Origin of the sequence: Streptomyces sp. Ag82_O1-12, from assembly GCF_900182715.1 — a bacterium.
In the GTDB taxonomy this organism is placed as follows: Bacteria; Actinomycetota; Actinomycetes; order Streptomycetales; family Streptomycetaceae; genus Streptomyces; species Streptomyces massasporeus.
In genome coordinates, this window is sequence record NZ_FXUW01000001.1 from 6,504,218 (window position 1) to 6,523,049 (window position 18,832).

An 18,832-nucleotide genomic window follows, 5' to 3' on the forward strand; every position below is an offset into this window, starting at 1 on the left:
GCAGAACAGGCGCGCTGGTGACAGCCCGGGAGGATTGAGGTGAAAAAGGCCGACCCGAAGTCGGCGCAGCACCTGGACCCGGACGACATCTCCCTGAACCCGGAGCAACTCGCCGCCCGCGTGGACCGGCACGGCATGACCAGCCCGAAGGGCCCCGCTGGTTCGGTGGTGTTCTTCTCGCCCGAGATCGTGCACGGCTCCGCACCCAACGTGTCCCCGTGGGCCGTCGGTTGCTCATCGCCACGCACAACGCCTGTACGGCGGGATCTGCGGGACGGACCTGCACCTCCAGCAGGGGCATCTGGCCATACCGACCCCTTTGGTCCTCGGTCACGAGGGGTACGGCACCGTCCTCGAACTCGGTGCGGGTGGCGACCGGGACGCCTCGGGGGAGCCGCTGTCGGTGGGTGACCCGGTGATGCGGGCCTCCTCCATCGCCTGCGGCCTGTGTCCGCCGTGCCGGGTGCACCGCGAACCCACCCTGTGCCAGAACCGGCGCACCTACGGGGTCAACCGCGCCAGCACCGACGACGCGGCCCTGTCGGGCTCGTGGGCGGACCACATCGTTCCCCAGCAGGGCACCACCGTGGTGCGGGCGGCGCCGGGCGTGTCCGCCACGGCGGCGATGGCCCTGGCCTGCGCCGGTCCCACGGTCGTGCACGCCCTGTACGAACGGGCCGTGCGGTGAGGGCCCCCGCTCACGGGGCGCTGAAGGGCACGTCTCCCCAGCTGTCGCAACGCGCCGCCGGCACACCGAGGTGAGCCCTGAGGGTCCGTGTCCCGGAACGTCCGGATCCCCGGGGCTCACTCGTTCTCCCGCAGGCGGCGCAGGGCGTCCTCGGAGTCCCGGTCGTCGGGCAGATAGGCCAGGAAGTGGTGACCCGGCTCGTCCACGGCGGCCAGCTTCACGTACCGAAGGCGCAGTTCGCCCACGGCCGGATGCCGGAAACGACGGACCGAGGGCTGGAACCCGGCCGTCTCCCGGCGCTCGTACCAGCGGGCCGCGTCATCGTCCGACAGCAGTTCGCCGATGAGTTCGGCGAACCGCGGATCATTCGGCCGGCGAGCGGCCCGTGACCGGAACTGGCCGAGCAGGGAGCGGGCCTCTTCTTCCCAGTCGGCGAGCAGGGTGCGCGCCGGCGGCCAGCGGAACACCAGCCAGAGGAGGTTGCGCTGCTTGGGGTGCAGCCGCGCCGGATCGGTCAGCAGCGCGGCGTACCCGGCGTTCCACGCCAGCAGGTCCCAGTGCGGGTCGAGGACCACGGCCGGGTGTGGGGCCATGGCCTGCACCAGACTGAGCAGGTTGCGTGACACCCACGTGGGAGCGTCGACGGGTGGCCTGCTCTCCTCCACGAACGACAGGACGTGCGCGGCCTCAGCGGCGTCCAGCCGCAGCACCCGCGACACCGCGCGCAGCACCTGTTCCGAAGTACGCACCCGGCCCTGCTCCAGCCATGTGTACCAGGAGACGCTGATGCCGGCGAGTTCGGCGACCTCGGCCCGCCGCAGCCCCGGGGTCCGGCGGCCCGGGGCCTGCGGCAGGCCCACGTCGGTCGGCGTCAGCCGTTCACGGCGGGACCGCAGGAACGCCCCCAGTTCACGGCGGGGGGACCCGCCCGAGGACGTGGGTACGGCGCTCACCGACCACCGCTCCGACCACCGCGCTCGTGGCTGGCCCCGGCCGGCGCGGAACCTCGGTCCGCACGGGATGAGGTGCAGGTGTCCAGGGGCAACGGCCGGCCGCGCGTCATCGTCCCCCTCCGGACAGCGGGCGTCCGCCCGAACGCGGGCGCCCTCTTGTGATGCTGCCGTCACCAGGCACGATGCCGAACCGGCAGGCTGTGAGTGATGGTAATAGCCAGCGGTCTCCGCCCCGCAGGGCCCGGTGCTGAACTGGTGACAGGCCGCGTCCGCACAGGACCGGCCCCTTCGTCACCCGTTCTCCTCGTACCCTCTCGGAAGGGAGCGTCCACCCGTGACCACCACCGTGGCGACACCGGTGGCGACTTTGCCCGCCTCCTCCCTGCGGCTGCTGCGCACCGCTGGATTCGTCAGCAACTTCGACCGCTTCTGCATTGCGCCCATGCTGGTTCTCATCAGCCTGCGGCTCGGGGCCCCGCTCCCCACCGTGGTGCTGGCAGCGAGCGGCTACTACCTCTCCTACGGGCTGATGCAGCCGGTGTGGGGGATGGCCAGCGACCGTTGGGGCCGCGTGTGGGTGATGCGGGTGTCGCTGACCGGCGCGGCGCTGGCCGCCCTGGCCTCGGCCCTCGCTCCCGACGCTCCCGTGCTGATCGGGGCCCGCGCCCTGGCCGGCGCGTTCTTCGCCGCCTCCATCGCCGCTTCGTTGACGTATGTGGGCGACACGGCGCCCGCCGCGACACGGCAGCGCCCCCTCAGCGAGCTGATGACCGCGTTCGCGCTGGGCACCGCCGTGGCCACGGTCGTCGCCGGAGCGCTGGCGCACTACCTCACCTGGCGGCTCGTCTTCGCGCTGCCGGGTGTCCTCGCGGCGTACCTGGCGGTGGCCCTGCGCCGTCTGCCCGAGCCCGAGCGGCCCCGCTCAGAATCGCTGCTGGCGCCCTTCCGGGTGGTCCTGTCGTCACGGTGGCAGTGGTACGTCATGGCGGTGGCGATGCTGGAGGGGGCGGTGCTGCTCGGCTTCCTGACCTACCTGGCCCCGGCCCTGGAGGGGCACGGAGTTCCCACCACTCTGGCCGGCGCGGTCGCGGCCTTGTACGGCGTTGGATCGATGGCCGCGGCGCAGGTGGTCAAACGGCTCGTGGGACAGTGGTCCCCGGTGGGCCTGATCGTGGCCGGCGGGGTGCAGATGGCTCTGGCCTATCTGCTCGCCGGCTACAGCCAGTCCACCGGGGCGCTCGTCGTAGTTGCCCTGCTCCTCGGGGGCGGCTGGTCCTTCATGCACTCCACGATCCAGTCGTGGGCGACGGCCCTGTCCCCGGCGGCCCGCGCAACGGGCGTGGCCATGTTCGGCGTTGCCCTCTACGTGGGCAGCGCCCTCGCCACCGGGCTGGCGGCCTCCACCGCTCAGGCGCACGACTACCGCCCCCTGTTCTGGCTGGCGGCGCTCCTGACCGTGCCCCTGACGGTGGTCGCGGCGGTGGGCCGGGCACGCTATCGCTGAGGGACGCGATGCTTGAGCCGGTCGCGACGCGCGTTCGACCTGCGCTCTTTCGCCCCGAGCACCTGACTCGAAGAGACACTCGGGCGGCCGGTGCCGTTCTCTTCCACGGCGGTGCGGCGCCGCGGTCCCCCGACGGCGCCAACTCCATGCCTCCCGGTCCGCCGACTGCGGGGCGCCCCGGGGGCATTGCCGACGTTCCAGGCATCGCACAGAGCCGGTGCCGGGCATGGACGCCGGGTGGAGACAGTTCGCCGAGCGTCTCCCGGCGGCGGGGTCGGCGGTGAAGGTCGCCATTGAGGTGCGGGACGCGGGCGGGTGAAGCCGAACGTCGGCGAGCTGGGCCGTTGGCCGAGCCACGGTAGCGACTTGTTGGCGGACATCTGCGGAACTCACTCCATCGAGCGATCGAACTGCGAAGGCGCCCCGAGTCGTTTCTGATGCGAAATCTCGCGTCGGATGCGAAAAACGGTGAACCGGCGCCCGGCCCCGCGCGCGTCGGACACCGGCGGGGCGCGCGGATCACCGACCGTGGCGTCAATTCCATTTGACTGCATCGCTGGTTCGGGCGCATCAGGGTCGGGACATGCTTAGCGGGTGCATCTCCCGAAAAGAATCATTACGACAACGCACTGCCGAAAGGACCAATTCATGCGCTGCGCCCGTGTCTTCATGTTCGCCGCCTCCGGTGCGCTGCTCGCGGCAAGCGCCGCCACCGGCACGGCCGCCGCGGCGGAGCAGGGCGATGTGGTGGTGTTCACCACGGAGGCGACGCCGCTGACTGTCTATCGCGATCCGCAAGGCTGCCAGAAGCTTCCGACTGACGCGCATGTGCTGACGAACCACACCGATCGTCCGGTCACCGTCTACGCCGACCCGTTCTGCCTGACCCCCGGCCTCACCGTGCAGCCCGGACACGGCTCGCACGTCGCGCCCGGCACCGGCAGTTTCTCCGCCTGAGCCATCGCTGTTCCCGTTCACCCCCCACCCTCAGGAGAACGTACGCACATGGCCACCGATCTCGTCGTCATCGGGCTGGGGCATGTCGGGCTGCCGCTCTCCAGAGCCGCGGTCGCGGCAGGTCTGGCGACCAGGGGGTACGACGTGTCCGGCACGGTGGTGTCGGGACTCGCCGCAGGCCGTTCCCATGTCGGCGGCGTCCTCGACGCCGAGGTCGCGGTCATGCTGGACGCGGGCTTTCATGCCACGACCGACCCAGCGGTCCTGGACGGCGCGCAGACCGTGGTGATCTGTGTGCCGACCGGACTCACACCGGAGGGCTTACCCGACCTGTCCGCGGTCGAGGACGCAGCCAGGGCCGTCGCCGCCCGGCTGCGCCCCGGCATGCTCGTCGTCCTGGAGTCCACCAGCTATCCCGGCACCACGGAGGACGTCGTGCGGCCGCTGCTGGAGCAGGGCAGCGGGCTGCGGGCGGGCGAGGATTTCCACCTGGCGTATTCGCCGCAGCGCATCGACCCCGGCAACGAGACGTGGACCATCCGCAACACGCCCAAGGTCGTGAGCGGTTGCAGTTCTCTGTGCGCCAAGTACGCCGTCGCGTTCTACTCCCGGTTCGTGGACCACCTCGTCCTCGCCCGCGGCACGCGGGAGGCGGAGATGGCCAAGCTTCTCGAGAACACCTACCGGTACGTCAACATGGCCCTGGTCGACGAAGTGGCACTGTTCTGCCACGAGACCGGCATCGACATCTGGGACGTGCTGCACTGTGCCGCGTCCAAGCCGTTCGGCTTCGCACCCTTCAGGCCCGGACCCGGCGTCGGCGGGCACTGCATTCCCGTCGACCCCCGCTATCTCACCGCGCGGGCCGAATCCCAGGGCTTCGCCTTCCGCACGCTGGCAGCCGCCCACGAGGTCCTCGGCCGCATGCCCAGCCATGTCGTGGACCGAGCGCTGGCCCTGCTCACCGATGCCCGGGGCCGCTCTGAGGGCGCACGGGCCCTGCTCCTCGGAATCACCTACAAAGCAGATGTGGCCGACGTCCGGGAGACGCCGGCACACCCGGTGGCGGCAGGATTGCTCGCCGCCGGTGCCGAGGTGTACTACCACGACCCGTACATAGCCGAGTTCATTGTCGGCGGCCGGTCTCTGCCGCGCGCCGAGAACCTCCAGGAAGCCATGGCCAAGGCCGATGTGGCGATCCTGTTGCAGGATCACGCCTGTTACGCCAGGGAAGCACTGGGCCAGGCTCGCTGCGCCCTGCTCGACACCCGCGGCACGGCCGTGGGCAGCCGGGTCACCCATCTCTGACCCCCCTCGCGCCGGCTTGAGCCGGTGCCTCCTCGCGCCGGCCTGAGCCGGCGCCCCCCTGCCGGCCGTCGCCGGCCCCAGAGCCCGCGCAGCGGTACCGCCCTGCGCGGTCGCGGCCCTGCCCAGGTGCCGCGGTCCGTCATCCACCCGACACCACTCGACATCATCGGACACCGTCCGAGACTAGGAGAGACACATGAGCACCGCTGTCGCCAACGACCGCCTGGTGAAGCGCTTCGAGAAGTGGGACACCAACGGCAACGGCGTCCTGGAGGCGAGCGACTTCCAGGGCGAGGCCGCCCGCATCGCCCAGAACCTCGGCAAGAGCGCCGGCTCCCCGGAGGTGCAGGAGCTCCACAGTGCCTTCCAGGGGCTCTACGAGCACCTCGCCCAGAAGGCCGGCGTCCCCGGTGGTGCCATCAGCCGGGAGCAGTTCCTCGACGCCACGGGGGAGTTGCTGTTCAAGGAGGGTGAGGCGAGCTTCAACCGTGCGCTCTCTCCCATCGTGAAGGCGTTGGTCCGCCTGTGCGACGACAACCACGACGGTGAGATCGACGCCCGTGAGTTCCAGGCGTGGCTGTCCGCCGTCGGCGTGCCGGCCTCCCAGGCCGGGGAGATGTTCCAGAAGGTGGACACCAACGGCGACGGAAGGCTGTCCGAGGACGAACTGCTGCAGGTCGTCCGTGACTTCCACTTCGGCAGCCTGGAGGTCGACCTGCTCGGCTGACCTGCCGAGCGGCAGCTGTGACCCGGGTGGGTGACCACCCGGGCTCCACCGCCACCGGATGGCGCCGCCCGCTCACCGGGCCGGGGCCATCCGGTGCGCGGCCAGAGGCCCTTCAGGCACCGGGCGGCGCGGGAACCGTGCCCTGGTCCCCGGCCCGGCCCTGGACGAAGGTGACGGCGGTCTCCGGCCGTAGGCCCAAGTCCCTGCCGCTGACCGGACGCGCCGCGTGGATCAGGATGTTGTAGTGGTTCGGTAGGTGGCAGGCGTCGAAGCCGAGCACCGTGCCGACTGTCGTGTCCCCGATCCGGACCAGATCACCCCGGTCGATGACACCGCCGCACAGCAACTCGGTGAAGCCCAGGAAACCGACCCGGTCGATCCGTGCGCCGGGGTGCGGGTCCCACTGGTCGGTGGTGACCAGTTCGTGTACCTCGCCCTGGCGTACGCAGCGTGCCGCGTGCTCCTCCAACCGCATGCCGCGGTCCGTGCGGCGGTGCACGAGCACTTTGACCAGTGACCCGCGCACCACACGTTTCTGGCCGTCCTCCGCCGGATTCACCGGTCCGCCTCCGCTGCGGTCGCGTCCACTCCGGGCCGGGCACAGCGGTAGGCCGCCTCCACCAGTTCCAGCGAGGCCAGGCCGCCGTGCGTCCCCGGGCCAGCCGGGGCACCGATACGGACCAGCGAGGCGAACTCGGTGAGGATCGCCTCGTACTCGTGCCACAGCGACGCCTTGAAGCCGGTGTGTCCGGCCAGCATGTCGGCGTGCAGGACCTCTCCGTCGGCCATCTCCACCTCGATGTCCTTGACTTCCCCCGGGTACGACCAGTCCAGTTCGACCGAGGCCGTGGTTCCCGTGCGACCACGCAGGCGGATCACCGCCTGACGGTCGATGCCGGAGCCGTCGCGGCGGATGTCGCAGCCGGTGACAGAGAGTTCACCGAGCAGCAGCCGCACCAGGTCGAGGGCGTTGGGGCCGTTGTCCGCCACGCAGCCGCCGCCGCAGCGGGCCGGGTCCAGATACCAGTCCTCGCCGCCGAGGTGCTCCTCGATGCGCTCCAGATACCGCACCCGGACGGAGCGGATCTCCCGGCCCGTCGTCCGGCGTGCCAGTGTGCGGACGGCGTCGTTGTAGCGGCGGTGGAACGCGGTCATCAGCGGGACTTCGAAGCGCCGCGCCAGATCCACCAGCACGGACCCCTCGGCCGCGGTCAGGGCGAGGGGCTTCTCGACACAGACGGGGACGCCGGCGGCCAGGGCGTCCCGGCACAGGGGCAGGTGAACGTCGTTGGGCACGGCCACGACGAGGGCGTCCGGTCGCGCCCGGTCCAGCAGCGTGCGGTGGTCGCTGAAGCGTGCCACCGGGCCCGGGAACCGCTCCAGGGCCTCGGCCCGGGCGTCGCACACGGCGGTCAGCCGCCACTCGGGCAGCCGTTCCGCGGCGGCCAGGTAGTAGGGGGAGATGGCGCCGAGACCGACGACGCCGAGCCGCAAGGGCCCGGTCATCGCGGGCTCCCGGGACCGCCGAGGAGGCCGAGGTCGGTCAGCTCCGCATGGAGGTGCGCAGGCAAGGGGATGCCGTGGCGGCGGCGCTCGGCGGCGAGTTCCGCCTCCCGCCAGCCCGGATAGCGCACCGGCTCACCGCCGGGCACCGGTGGGCAGTCGGCGAGCGTGCCGAACAGGGACCGGGTCGCGGCGGCCACGTCCGCGCCGGGGCGCAGCACCTCCGGGGCGATCGCGAGGAGGAAGAAGCCGATGCCGTCGTCGCTGCCGTGCGGCCGGCCGTCGCCTTCCAGCGCGGCGGGCGCGGGCCCCACGGCCGCGCCGGACACCACGGCGGCCAGCAGTTCCACGGCGATGCCGAGCCCGTAGCCCTTGTGTACGCCCGTCTCGGACGTGCCGCCCAGCCAGCGCAGGAAGGCCTCGCCGCGGTCGAAGGCCGACGGGTCGGTCACCGGGGCGCCCGCCGCGTCCTCCAGCCAGCCGGCGGGCACCGGGGTGCCGCGGCGGGCGGCGACTCGGACCCGCCCGGTGGGCGCGACGGTGGTGCTCATGTCCAACAGGAAGGGGTGTCCGTCGAGGGCCGGCGCGGCGACGCTCAGCGGGTTGGTGCCGAGCATCGCCACCGCGCCGCCCGGGGGCCGTGCGATGCGCTGGCCGCCGCAGTTGCTCGCGACCACGCCGATCATCCCGGCGTGCGCGGCGCGTACGGCGTGGAAGCCGGCGCACCCGAAGTGGGTCGCCCCGCGCACCGACACCAGCCCGACCCCGTGCCGTCCGGCCCGTGCCACGGCCTCGTCCATGGCCTCGGCCGCGGCCCACAGGCCCAGGGCGCGGCGGGCGTCGACGACCACGCAGGCGCCCAGGTCGGTGAGGGTCTCCGGCTGGGCGCGGGGGTCGCAACGGCCCGACTCCAGCAACGGCAGGTAGAGCCGGGTGAGGTTGAACACGCCGTGCGAGTCGAGCCCGGTCAGATCGCCGTGACACAGCGCGTCCGCGGCGAGCCGGGCCCGCGCGTCGGGGACGCCGTGACCGGTGAAGAGGCCGGTGAGCGAGGCGTGCAGCTCCGCGTGGTCGACGAGGACGGTGGTGCGCTCGACCGCCGTTCGCGGGGCGGTGGGTGCCGTCATACGGGATTCCTTACGGGGCGGGCCAGTTGTCTTCGCAGGTCGTTCGGTTGGGGGTGTGGTGCTCTACGGAGGTCGATTGGGGCTGTGGTGCTCTACGGAGGTCGCCGCGCCGACGCGCCGGCAGCGCTTCGGCGAAGAGTGTGACGAGCCGGCGGACCACGCCGGCGAACTCCTCCAGGTCGGCGAGGTCGATGAACTCACCGGGCGCATGGGCGCGGTTGGCGGCGAGACAGCCGGGTCCGAGGACGGTGGTGAAGGCGTTGTCCAGACCGGCCGCCCAGATGGCGTCGCACGTGAAGCCGGGGTCGCCGGCCGCCGTCCGGGCTCCTGCGCGGGCCAGGAGTTCCTCGGCCCACGGGTCGGAGTCGTCCAAAGCGGGCAGACCCTGTTTGTCCCAGCTGAGCCGGGTGATCCGTTCCGCGTCCCGCGCCGTGCGGGCGAACTCCCGCGTGGGGGCGAGGCGTTCGGTGAAGTGACGCACACCGTCGGCGAGATGCCGGGTGACCTCGGTCTTCAGACGGTCGCCGTCGGCGGTGCGGCGGTACGACAGGTTCAGCAGCAGCGTGCCGGTGCCGTGGACGCGGTTGTGCGTATGGCCGGTGTGCAGTCCGGCGACGCACACCCGCGTACCGGGTACCGCCCCGTCCAGGCGGGCGGCGAGGTGCTGGGCCAGGAATCCGAGCAGCACGGTGGCGTTGTGTCCGGCGTCCGGGTGGTCGTCCACCGCGTCCTGGCCCGCGACCGTGATGCGCGCGGTCATCGCGGCCGTGGCCCGGGGCAGCGCGCGCATCCCGGTCGGCTCGCAGAACACGTTGAGGCGGCCGTGGTGCCCGGCCTCCAGCAGCGGGCGGGTGCCGTAGGTGCCCAGGGCGCCGCCCTCCTCCCCGGCGACGGCCTGGAGCAGGACGGTGACGTCCCGTCCGACGGAGGGGTGGGACGCGGCGGCCCGCAGCCCGGTGAGGAGGGCCACGGCGGGTCCCTTGGCGTCGACCGCGCCCCGGCCGGTGAACCGCACGCCGTCGAAGGCGGGCGGGGTGTGCCCGGCGACGGTGTCCAGGTGGACGTTGAACATCACGGTGTGCGCACGGGGACGCTCGGGTCCCAGCCGCAGCAGCAGACTGGGCTGGTCCGCGAGGAAGCGCGGATCGCGGGCGGCGGCGCGGACCGTGGACGGCACGCCCGGACGGTCCAGGCAGGCGGCGGGCGGACTGGCGAGCTGGACGGTGCGGAATCCCGCCTCGGCGCCGGCCGTCGCGTACCGCTGGAGGATCTCGGGCAGCCGGGTCGGCGGATCGTCCGGGCCGGCCTCCAGGGGGTTGACGCTCGGCAGGCGCAGCAGGTCCAGCAGTAACTCGCGGTGCCGGCCGGTGAACAGGTCGCTCACACCGGGCCGTCCAGCGGGCCGGTGACCGGCTGTCCGGCGCCCAGCAGCTCGGCGAGCGCCTGTCCGGCCCGTACGAACAGGTCGGCGGCGTCCTCACCGGCCCGGGCCAGCCCCTCGTGGGGGCGCACGGCGAGATGGGGTTCCAGGGAGAGCGCTCCGGTGTAGCCGTGGGCGGCCAGCAACTCCAGGCATTCCGCCACGCCGGCCTCACCCTCGCCGGGCAGGGAGTACGCGGTGCCGCCGTCCGGCGTGCGGACGGCGTCCTTGATGTGCACGTGGACGACGTACGGGGCGAGGTCACGGAGCAGGTCCGGGGCGCGATAGTCGTACGGGACGCCGTTGCCGGTGTCGAACAGCAGCCGAAGGGCGGGGCTGTCCACGGCGCGCAGCAGCCGTAGCGCGCGGTCGGCCCGGTCCCCGGCCCAGCCCGCGCAGTTCTCGTGCGCCAGCACCAGGCCCGCGCGCTCGGCGCGGTCCGCCAGAACGGCCGTGCGGGCCAGGACGCGGTCGGCCCACTCGGTCTCCGTCAACCCGTCGTTGGGGTACGACATGATCCGCACCAGACGGCAGCCGAGGGCGGCGCAACGCTCGGCCAGGACATCGAGTTCAGCCAGGTCCAGGCCGAGGTCACCGGTGACGGGGCGGGACCAGTTGCCGATCCTGGAGGCGACGGCGGTCACGGTGACGCCGGCGTCCGCGAGCCGCCGGGCCAGCGTGCCGAAGGCGGCCACGGAGAGGTCGGCGAGGGCCGTGCCGTCGACCGTGCGCAGTTCGATGGCGTTCCAGCCCAGGCGTCGCAGGACGGCAAGCTGTCCGTCGGTGCCGGGCGCCGCCTCGTCGCCGATGCCGGCGAGCGGCCCGAACCCCCGGAAGCGGGGCCTGTCGGTGCTGTGCCGGGACATGTCAGAGGCTCCCGGCACGGGCGGGCGATGTGACGGCGCAGTGTTCACGGGCCGCGCACAGCAGCCGGGCGGTCGCGCAGGCGAGCGGGAAGTTCCCGACGCCCTCGGTGCCGGAGACGAAGCCGCGGTAGGCGCCGTCCAGGAAGTCGGTCAAGGCGTCGTCCCGGAAGACGTGGTGTCCGATCCCTGGCATTCCGTCCGCGTCGCGGACTCCGGCCGGCGGGGCCGCCGTACCGCGGTCGAACGGGGCGATGACCAACTGTGCGTGGTCGTCGTCCTCGCTGAGCGGGAAGTGGGCCGTGGCCGTCCCGCCTTCGAACTCGCAGACGACGCTGCGTTGCCGGACGGGTGCGCCGAGGTCGGACCGCAGCAGCGTCACCACGCCCGAACGGTGCTCCAGTTCGACATGCGCGCCGCCCAGGCGGGGCAGTCCGCGATCCTCGTAGCGCAGGTCCCAGCAGTGCGCGGACCGGAGTTCGGCCGGTCCGGCCAGATCGAGCGCGAGCGCCAGGGAGTGGGGGATCTCCACGTCCAGGGCGGACGGATGACCGTCGGTCGCCAGGGACCGCAGGAAGCGGGGCTTGTGCTGGTCGACGGTGATACGGCGCAGGGACCCGAGCCGTCCGCCGCTCACCAGCCGGCGCAACCGGCCGGCGAGCCGGGAGGTGATCCAGTGGGCGACGGTCACGAGATCGAGCCCGGACTCCTGACGCAGCCGGATCAGGGCGTCGAGTTCGTCCAGGGACGCGGCGAGGGGTTTCTCCACGATCATTCGGCGAAAGCCGTGTCCGGCCAGCTCCGCGAGGAGGTCGTAGCGCAGCCGGGGCGGTGTGCACACGTGGACCACCGCGGTGGCGGGATCCACGTACCGCAGGGCCTGTTCCAGCGTGGTGACGGCCGTGACCTCGCCGGGCGCGCCCGGGAGCCGCAGACTGCCGGCGCGCGGATCGCAGCCGACCGCTGGCAGGGCGACGAGCGGATCTCCCGTGGCCGCGGTCCGCCGGGCCAGACTGCCCAGCGTGTTCAGATGCAGTCCTGATCCGGACCGGCCGAGCCCGACCACGAGGGGCTGCAGCACAAGGCCTCCTGAGAGGGGAAAAGGGAAGGAAACGCGCGCGCTCATTGGCTTAGCCGCGCACAACTTCGGTGCGCCGCACCACTGTTGCGGCTACGCGCGGAAATGGTCAAGACGTCCAGAACGCCATTCCCCAGAACGTGTGAAGATGATCCTTTCCTTTCTCCGTCGACCGGAAGTCTGATTAGTGTGGGCATTCCGCTGACACGACGGAGACAGGTGAGAGATTGCCTTCCAGTGGACAGATTTCGGCGCGCGCCGTGGGTGCCTTACCGACTGGGCCGGGACAGCCCGATCGAATTCCCTTCTTCTCTCAGGCCGCGACCTTCGAACGCCTGTGGCCGTCCATCGAAAAGGCGTTGGACGACGTTTTCCGCAGCGGTAAGTTCTCCCACGGAAAACAGGTCGGGCAGCTCGAGGCGGCGCTCGCGGACTACACCGGCGCCCGGCATGTGATCGGCGTCAACAGCGGCACCGACGCGCTGGTGTTGCTGCTGCGCGCCTGCGGAGTACGCCCCGGCGACGGTGTCCTGGTGCCGGCGTACTCCTTCTTCGCCACCGCATCGGCCGTCGTACTGGCAGGCGGGACACCGCAGTTCGTCGACATCGACCCGGAGACGTACGCGATGGACCCCGCGGCCCTGGAGGCGGCCGTCACTCCGCGGAGCCGGTTCGTGATGCCGGTGCATCTGTTCCACACGATGGCCGACATGGCGGCCGTCACCGCCGTCGCCCGGCGGCACGACCTGACAGTCGTCGAGGACAGCGCCGAAGCGATCGGCATGCGCCGGCACGGCGTGCACGCGGGCCTGCACGGGGCCGGCGGCGTCCTGTCGTTCTTCCCCTCCAAGACGCTCGGCGCGCTCGGCGACGCGGGAGCCGTACTCACCGACGACCCGGAGGTGGCGGCCACCGTCGCGGCGCTGCGCCACCACGGCAGGACGGGCCGCACGCTCGACAACTTCCCGGCCATCTCCACCGAGAGCGCCCTGCCCGGCGCGAACAGTAAGATGGACGACATGCAGGCGGCCGTCCTGCTCGCCAAGCTGTCCCTCCTGGAGGAGCACATCGCGCGCCGGGCCGAACTGGCGGACGCGTACACCGCCCGTCTGCGCAACGCGCCGGGGATCCTCCGCCTGCCGCGAGCCACCGCCGGAACACCGGACGACCGCGACGTGCACTACGTCTACCTGATCGAGACCGAGCACCGGGACGCTCTCGTCGACCACCTCGGCCGGCACGGCATCGGCACCGAGGTCTACTACCCGGTGCCGCTGCCCCACCAGCCCGCCCTCGCGCACCTGGGCCACCGGCAGGGCGAGTTCCCCCACGCCGAGGCGGCGGCCCGGCACGCCGTCGCCCTGCCCTTCCACCCCGATCTCCGGTCCGACGACCTGGACCTCGTCTGCGACACCATCCGCTCCTTCCTCGCCGGAACGAGGACGACCGCATGACCGCAACGCTCCCTCCCGCCGTCCCGTTCTTCCCTCCCGCCCTCTTCGAAGCCGACCGCTCCGCACTGATCGGGCTGGTCCGCGAGGTGGGCCTCGACCCGGAGCAGCGGTTCATCCTGGGCAGGCGCACCGCCGCCTTCGAGGACCTGCTGCGCGAGGACCTGGGGGCGGCCGACGTGGTCGCCTGCTCCAGCGGCACGTCGGCCCTCTCGCTGGTGCTGCGAGCCATGGACATCGGTCCCGGTGACGAGGTGATCGTGCCGGCGTTCGGCTGCGCGCCCCTGGCCGCCTCGGTGGTCGATGTCGGGGCCACACCACTCTTCGCCGACATCCGGCCGGACACCATGACCATGGACCCGGACGAGGCGGAGCGGCTCGTCACCGAGCGGACCAAGGCGGTGATGCCGGCTCACATGTTCTCCGTCATGGCCGACATGCCACGCTTCGCCGAACTGGCCCGGCGGCACGGACTGCGCCTGCTGGAGGACTCGGCGGTCGCCCAGGGCGGCGTGCTGCGGGGCGTCCCGGCCGGGCTGTGGGGCGACGCGGGGCTCTACTCCTTCGTGCAGGTCAAGACCTGCGGCATGCCCGGCGAGGGCGGCGTGGTCGTCACCCGGGACCCGGCACTGGGCGAGAAAGTGCGGATGCTGCGCAACCACGGCCAGTACGCCGGGCGGCGGTTCGTTCACCACGCCGTCGGACTCAACAGCCGCTTCGACGAGATCCAGGCCGCCTTCCAGACGCACCGCTACCCCGGTTTCCCGGCGCGGCTGGCGCGGCGGGCGGAGATCGCCGCGTACTACACCGAACGCTTCACGCCGCTGGCCGACCGTGGTGTGGCACCGCCGCCGCCCGGCCCGGACGGCCGGTGCTTCTACGTGTACACGGTCCTCGCCGAGGACCGGGAGGCTCTCGGCGCCCACCTGGCCGAGTGGGGGGTGGCCACGCACGTCTACTATCCGCACCCCCTCCCCGCCCACCGTGCGTTCGCCCCCTACGCGCCACCCGGTGCCCGCTGGCCGCGCGCCGAACAGGCCGCCCGCCGCCATCTCGCCCTCCCGGTGCACCACCTGCTGACCGACGCACAGGTCGAGCACGTCGCCGACCTCGTGTGCGCCTTCGCCCACGAGCACCCCTGACGCGCGGCCGCCCGCCTCGGCCACCGTCGACCCGCGACCGCCCGCCTCGCCCCTCCCACTGCCCGGGCGAGCGGCACCCCCCTTCGGACGCAGACACCCCCCAAGAGGTCCCCCATGACGGACAGCATCGCGGCCGACCGCCGCGCCGCGACCGCCCACGGCCACAGTCGGCTGCGCACGTACGCGCGGCTCGGCAAGCTGGACGTGTACGACTACTACCTCGGCATCTTCCTCGCCCTGACCGCCGCGCTGTTCCCGGCCGGCGCCTTCACCGCCCGCCAGGCACTGGTGATGGCGGTGTTCCTGGCCGGCGAAGTCGCGGTCCTCATGGCGATGGTCGCCCTGGACGACGTCACCGGGTTCCGGGACGGCAGCGACCTCGCCAACTACGGCCCCGACAACCCGCTGCGCAGCAAGGCACGCAAACCCCTGGTCGCCGGGGCACTGACGGTGCCTCAGGCGCTGCGCTTCGCCTGGGCCTGCGCGGCGGCCGGGGCGGTGCTCTGGGCGGGCGCCGCCGCGCTCGCGCCGCACCGTCCGCTGTGGGCGCTGGTGACGGCGGGCGCGCTGTTCGTGGTGTCGCTGCAGTACTCGTACGGGTTGAAGATCAGTTACCACGGTTTCCAGGAGGTGTTCCTGGTCGCCCTCGGCGCCGTGCTGGTGATCGTTCCGTACGGCCTGGTGACGGGGGGCTTCTCCGGTTTCCTGATGGTGCAGGCGGTGCTGTTCGGGTTCGGGCCGCTGATGTTCGGCGTCTACTCCAACACCAACGACGTGGCCGGCGACCGGGCCGTGGGCCGTCCGACCGTGGCCGCCCTGGTCTCGGAGCGGGGCAACGCCGTCTTCATCGGAGCCCTGTCGGCCGCCGAGTTCCTCATCGGCGCGGTCGCCTCGGCCACCGGGGTGGCCCCCTGGTGGTTCGTGCTGCTGATGCTGCCGGCGACCGTGCTGCGGGCCCGTCAGTACCTGACCGGATTCGTCCGTGGCGACATCATGACCGCCCGCCGGACGGGCTTCGCGGTGCACCGGCTCAGCGTGGTGCTGATGGCCGTGGCCAACGTCGTCGTCGGAACGGGAGCCGCCCGGTGAAGCCCGAACTCGACGTCGCCGTCGTCGGCGCGGGCATCGCCGGCCTGACCGCCGCCCACGAACTGCGCCGCGCCGGGCTGGCCGTCCGGGTCTACGAGCAACTGCCGGACGTCGGCGGCCGGATGCGCAGCATCCGCCAGGAGGGCTGGACGGTGGACACGGGCGCCGAGCAGGTCCCCTCCCGTGGTTACCGCGCGACCTGGGAGCTGCTGCGCCGGCTGCGCGTCGCCCCCGCGGACGTGCCCCGGGTCGGCGGCGCGGTGGCCCTCTGGCGCGGCGGACGCGCCCACCTGGGCGTCGGCGAGAGCACGGCCGTGGTCACCGGAGCGGGCCTGTCCCCCCGGGCGCGGCTCGACCTGGCCGCCTTCTCCGCCTGGACCGGCCGCCGCCGCGCCGGGTTCGACGGCGACCGTCCCGAAAACAGCCCGCTGGGCGCCGCCACCGTGCGGGAGGTGGCCGCCCGCTACCACCGCGACCTGCACGACTACCTCTTCCAGCCGGTCGCCGGCTGCTTCTTCGGCTGGGACACGGCCCGTTCGGCGGCCGCCCCCATGGTCAGCCTGCTGCTGGAGGCCGGTTCCACCGCCTCCTGGCGCACCTACCGCGACGGCATGGACTTCCTGGCCCGCCGCCTGGCCACCGGCACCGAGGTCGTCACCCACCGGGCCGTACGCGAGGTCACCGACGCGGGCGGGCACGCCGTACTGCGGTTCGACGACGGGCAGGTCACCGCGCGGGCCGCCGTGCTCGCCGTACCGGCACCCGTCGCGGTGGCGCTCCGCCCGGACGCCCCCGCCGACGAGCAACCGTTCCTCACCGCCTGCACCTTCACGCCCATGATGAAGGTCAGCTGTCTGCTGGACCGCCCCCTCGCACCGGCCGCCCGGCGGCCGGTGCACATCCTGCTCACCCCGGCCGCCGAGGAGGACGTGCTCTCCGGCGTCCTCGTCGACCACGCCAAGCACCCCGGCCGGGCCCCCGCGGGCCGGGGCCTGGTCACCCTCGTGGCCGGTCCGCACCGGGTGCCCGAGCTGCTGGAAGGCCCTCCCGAAGAGGCCGCCGACCTCCTCGTGCGCGCGGCGGAACGCTATGTCCCGGGCATCGGCGACGCCTGCCGCCACCGTCTCGTGCACGCCTTCCGCCACGGCCTGCCGGAAGCCACACCCCAGGCCCTGCGGGAACGCGCCGCCTTCCTCTCCCGGCCGGTGCGCGCGGTGGAGTACGCCGGTGACTGGCTCATGCTGCGGCCCGCCTCCGAGGGCGCCGTCCGGGCGGGCGCGCTGTCCGCGTCCCGCGTCCTGAGCAGGCTCGGACGGGACACTCCGGCCAACCACGACCGAGCGGAGGAGATCCATGCGACCGCATGACATGGGCACCCTGTTCGACGAGGCGGCGGCGGGCGGCGCCCGGACGGTGGTCCACCTGGACCGGCCCTTCGACATCGCCCCGCACGCCGGCACCCGATGGACCGTCACCGAACTCGCCGGCCTGGTCCGCGCCACCGCGGCCCGCCTCGCCGACGCCGGAGTCGGGCCAGGGGACCGCGTGGCGATCGTGAAGGACAACCACTGGGACTACGACCTGCTCGCCTGCGCCGTGGTCCGCCTCGGCGCCGTGCCCGCGCAACTGTCCGCCCGGCTCGACACCGCGGACCTCGTCACCCTGCTGGAGCGGCTGCGGCCTGCCGCCCTGGTCACCACCTCAGCGGTGCTGGCCCGCTGCCGGGACACCGCCGCCCGCGAACCGGCCCGGATCCTCGTCACCGTCGACTCCGCCGTGCCCGGCGCGGTCCACCTGGCCGCGCTGGACGCGTCCCGCCCCGGTGTACCGGTGCGGCGCCACGACGACGAACCCCTGATCATCCATCACACCTCGGGGTCGACCGGCCTGCCCAAGCTGGTGGTCCACTCCACGCGGACCCTCGTGCACAAGCTGGCCCGCTTCGAAGCGGTGCGCTACCCGGGCATCGGCATCCGCCGGGACGACGTCCTGGCCAACGCCAGCGCGTACGGCCACGGGCGCACCTTCTGCTGGACGGCCGTCGTCGTGTCACTCGCGCCCGCCGACATCCTGGTCCTCAGCGGAAACGACCCGGAGGCCGCCGACCCGCTCCTGCGGGCCCACCCGCCCACCGTCGTCGAGGCCCTGCCCGCCTCCTACATCCGGCTGCGGCCGCTCACCACCCGGCTGGACAACCCCTTCCGGGACGTCCGCCTGTACATCAGCACCTACGACGCCGTGCACCCACCCGCCCTGCGCGCGTACCTGTCCGCCAGTCGCCACGCCCGCCCGCTGTGGATGCAGGGCTGGGGCCAGACCGAGACCGGACCGCTGACCTTCCGCTTCCACACGCGGCGTTCCGCGCTCGCGCCGGACGCGGAGACCACGGCGCGCCGGCTCGGCCGTCCCGTGCCGGGCCGGACCCGGCTGCGCGCGGTGGACCCGGACACGCTGCGCCCGGTGCCGCGCGGCCACCCCGGCCTGCTCCTCGTCCGCACCTCGGCCCTCGCCTCGGGATACGTCGGCGAACAGGACCGCTGGGAGGCCAAACGCGTCGGTGACTGGTGGGCCACGGGCGACATGGGCGTGCACCACCGCGACGGCAGTGTCAGCATCCTCGACCGCGCCGTCGACGCCCTGCCCGGTATGAGCTGCCTGCGGACCGAGGACGTACTGGAGCAGCGACTGCCGCAGGCCCTGGAATGCGTGATCCTCGGTGCCCCGGACGGCGACCCGCTGCCCGTCGTGGTCACCGCCGACGGCCGACTGGACCCGGACGCCTGGAAGCAGGCCACGCATGGACTGCCCGCGCTGCGCGACCCGACCGTCCTCACCTGGGACGAGGTGCCCCGCACCGGGACCGGCAAGGTCCGCCGCGCGGCCCTGGCCCGGCAGCTCACCGGCGCCGCACCTGCCGGCACCGGCCGGTGGACGTGACCGGGGCGCCGTTCGACGCTGCCGGCCGGTCCGGGCCGTTGGACGGCGCCGGCCTGCCGGGGCCGCTGTCCGGCGGCGGCTGTCC

At 72.9% G+C, this 18,832-nt stretch carries 17 protein-coding genes; 10 read left to right on the plus strand and 7 right to left on the minus strand.

Annotated elements, in window-relative coordinates; all coding sequences use genetic code 11:
* Positions 1 to 265: 265 nt before the first annotated feature.
* On the plus strand, positions 266 to 688 hold the full coding sequence (locus QOL88_RS29800; RefSeq protein ID WP_257028092.1) for an alcohol dehydrogenase catalytic domain-containing protein: 423 nt from the start codon (positions 266 to 268) through the stop codon (positions 686 to 688).
* Positions 689 to 804: 116 nt separating this feature from the next.
* Here QOL88_RS29800 and QOL88_RS29805 read toward each other — a convergent pair whose 3' ends face one another.
* Positions 805 to 1,641, minus strand: coding sequence for a helix-turn-helix domain-containing protein (locus tag QOL88_RS29805; protein WP_179878998.1), 837 nt, complete (start codon positions 1,639 to 1,641; stop codon positions 805 to 807).
* Positions 1,642 to 1,975: 334 nt separating this feature from the next.
* Here QOL88_RS29805 and QOL88_RS29810 point away from each other — a divergent pair, with 334 nt between their 5' ends.
* The 4 genes from QOL88_RS29810 (at position 1,976) to QOL88_RS29825 (ending at position 6,137) form a co-directional block, all read left to right on the plus strand.
* Positions 1,976 to 3,145, plus strand: coding sequence for an MFS transporter (locus tag QOL88_RS29810; protein WP_257027922.1), 1,170 nt, complete (start codon positions 1,976 to 1,978; stop codon positions 3,143 to 3,145).
* A 648-nt stretch (positions 3,146 to 3,793) separates the two neighbouring features.
* Positions 3,794 to 4,102, plus strand: a complete 309-nt coding sequence (locus tag QOL88_RS29815) for a hypothetical protein (protein WP_097221373.1) — start codon at positions 3,794 to 3,796, stop codon at positions 4,100 to 4,102.
* A gap of 48 nt (positions 4,103 to 4,150) precedes the next feature.
* The gene (locus QOL88_RS29820) at positions 4,151 to 5,410 is read left to right on the plus strand and encodes a nucleotide sugar dehydrogenase (RefSeq protein ID WP_097221374.1); all 1,260 of its coding nucleotides are present in this window, start codon (positions 4,151 to 4,153) and stop codon (positions 5,408 to 5,410) included.
* Positions 5,411 to 5,606: 196 nt separating this feature from the next.
* Positions 5,607 to 6,137 (plus strand): EF-hand domain-containing protein, encoded by a 531-nt coding sequence (locus QOL88_RS29825; protein WP_097221375.1) that lies wholly within the window; start codon positions 5,607 to 5,609, stop codon positions 6,135 to 6,137.
* A 112-nt stretch (positions 6,138 to 6,249) separates the two neighbouring features.
* Here the strand turns inward: QOL88_RS29825 and QOL88_RS29830 are convergent, their stop codons facing one another.
* The 6 genes from QOL88_RS29830 to QOL88_RS29855 are packed head-to-tail and all read right to left on the minus strand — an operon-like array spanning position 6,250 to position 12,131.
* A complete protein-coding gene (locus QOL88_RS29830) occupies positions 6,250 to 6,696 on the minus strand; it encodes a DUF6917 domain-containing protein (RefSeq protein ID WP_097221376.1) in 447 nt (148 codons plus the stop codon).
* Positions 6,693 to 7,643: a Gfo/Idh/MocA family protein gene (locus QOL88_RS29835; RefSeq protein ID WP_097221377.1), complete on the minus strand. Its 951-nt coding sequence runs from the start codon at positions 7,641 to 7,643 to the stop codon at positions 6,693 to 6,695. The genes QOL88_RS29830 and QOL88_RS29835 overlap by 4 nt, the downstream gene beginning before the upstream one ends.
* The gene (locus QOL88_RS29840) at positions 7,640 to 8,767 is read right to left on the minus strand and encodes an Ldh family oxidoreductase (protein WP_097221378.1); all 1,128 of its coding nucleotides are present in this window, start codon (positions 8,765 to 8,767) and stop codon (positions 7,640 to 7,642) included. The genes QOL88_RS29835 and QOL88_RS29840 overlap by 4 nt, the downstream gene beginning before the upstream one ends.
* Positions 8,768 to 8,777: 10 nt before the next feature.
* The gene (locus QOL88_RS29845; RefSeq protein WP_097221379.1) at positions 8,778 to 10,151 is read right to left on the minus strand and encodes a M20/M25/M40 family metallo-hydrolase; all 1,374 of its coding nucleotides are present in this window, start codon (positions 10,149 to 10,151) and stop codon (positions 8,778 to 8,780) included.
* Positions 10,148 to 11,053: a sugar phosphate isomerase/epimerase family protein gene (locus QOL88_RS29850; protein WP_097221380.1), complete on the minus strand. Its 906-nt coding sequence runs from the start codon at positions 11,051 to 11,053 to the stop codon at positions 10,148 to 10,150. Before QOL88_RS29850 ends, QOL88_RS29845 begins: the two co-directional genes overlap by 4 nt.
* Position 11,054: 1 nt before the next feature.
* Positions 11,055 to 12,131: a Gfo/Idh/MocA family protein gene (locus QOL88_RS29855; RefSeq protein WP_179878999.1), complete on the minus strand. Its 1,077-nt coding sequence runs from the start codon at positions 12,129 to 12,131 to the stop codon at positions 11,055 to 11,057.
* A gap of 356 nt (positions 12,132 to 12,487) precedes the next feature.
* Here QOL88_RS29855 and QOL88_RS29860 point away from each other — a divergent pair, with 356 nt between their 5' ends.
* The 5 genes from QOL88_RS29860 to QOL88_RS29880 all read left to right on the plus strand — a co-directional run bounded on the left by QOL88_RS29860 (position 12,488) and on the right by QOL88_RS29880 (position 18,747).
* Positions 12,488 to 13,582 (plus strand): DegT/DnrJ/EryC1/StrS family aminotransferase, encoded by a 1,095-nt coding sequence (locus QOL88_RS29860; RefSeq protein ID WP_257027924.1) that lies wholly within the window; start codon positions 12,488 to 12,490, stop codon positions 13,580 to 13,582.
* On the plus strand, positions 13,579 to 14,721 hold the full coding sequence (locus tag QOL88_RS29865; protein ID WP_097221382.1) for a DegT/DnrJ/EryC1/StrS family aminotransferase: 1,143 nt from the start codon (positions 13,579 to 13,581) through the stop codon (positions 14,719 to 14,721). Before QOL88_RS29860 ends, QOL88_RS29865 begins: the two co-directional genes overlap by 4 nt.
* Positions 14,722 to 14,835: 114 nt before the next feature.
* Positions 14,836 to 15,810: a UbiA family prenyltransferase gene (locus QOL88_RS29870; protein ID WP_097221383.1), complete on the plus strand. Its 975-nt coding sequence runs from the start codon at positions 14,836 to 14,838 to the stop codon at positions 15,808 to 15,810.
* Complete coding sequence (locus QOL88_RS29875; protein ID WP_097221384.1) at positions 15,807 to 17,177, plus strand: protoporphyrinogen/coproporphyrinogen oxidase; 1,371 nt, start codon at positions 15,807 to 15,809, stop codon at positions 17,175 to 17,177. The genes QOL88_RS29870 and QOL88_RS29875 overlap by 4 nt, the downstream gene beginning before the upstream one ends.
* On the plus strand, positions 17,164 to 18,747 hold the full coding sequence (locus tag QOL88_RS29880) for a class I adenylate-forming enzyme family protein (RefSeq protein ID WP_179879000.1): 1,584 nt from the start codon (positions 17,164 to 17,166) through the stop codon (positions 18,745 to 18,747). The genes QOL88_RS29875 and QOL88_RS29880 overlap by 14 nt, the downstream gene beginning before the upstream one ends.
* Positions 18,748 to 18,832 lie beyond the last annotated feature (85 nt).

What these genes read in the sequence shown, in the direction of transcription:
- QOL88_RS29815 (WP_097221373.1), top strand. Translation starts at nt 3,794, where the DNA reads ATGCGCTGCGCCCGTGTCTTCATGTTCGCCGCCTCCGGTGCGCTGCTC.
- QOL88_RS29820 (WP_097221374.1), top strand. Translation starts at nt 4,151, where the DNA reads ATGGCCACCGATCTCGTCGTCATCGGGCTGGGGCATGTCGGGCTGCCG.
- QOL88_RS29825 (WP_097221375.1), top strand. Translation starts at nt 5,607, where the DNA reads ATGAGCACCGCTGTCGCCAACGACCGCCTGGTGAAGCGCTTCGAGAAG.
- QOL88_RS29835 (WP_097221377.1), bottom strand. Translation starts at nt 7,643, where the DNA reads ATGACCGGGCCCTTGCGGCTCGGCGTCGTCGGTCTCGGCGCCATCTCC.
- QOL88_RS29840 (WP_097221378.1), bottom strand. Translation starts at nt 8,767, where the DNA reads ATGACGGCACCCACCGCCCCGCGAACGGCGGTCGAGCGCACCACCGTC.
- QOL88_RS29850 (WP_097221380.1), bottom strand. Translation starts at nt 11,053, where the DNA reads ATGTCCCGGCACAGCACCGACAGGCCCCGCTTCCGGGGGTTCGGGCCG.
- QOL88_RS29865 (WP_097221382.1), top strand. Translation starts at nt 13,579, where the DNA reads ATGACCGCAACGCTCCCTCCCGCCGTCCCGTTCTTCCCTCCCGCCCTC.
- QOL88_RS29870 (WP_097221383.1), top strand. Translation starts at nt 14,836, where the DNA reads ATGACGGACAGCATCGCGGCCGACCGCCGCGCCGCGACCGCCCACGGC.
- QOL88_RS29880 (WP_179879000.1), top strand. Translation starts at nt 17,164, where the DNA reads ATGCGACCGCATGACATGGGCACCCTGTTCGACGAGGCGGCGGCGGGC.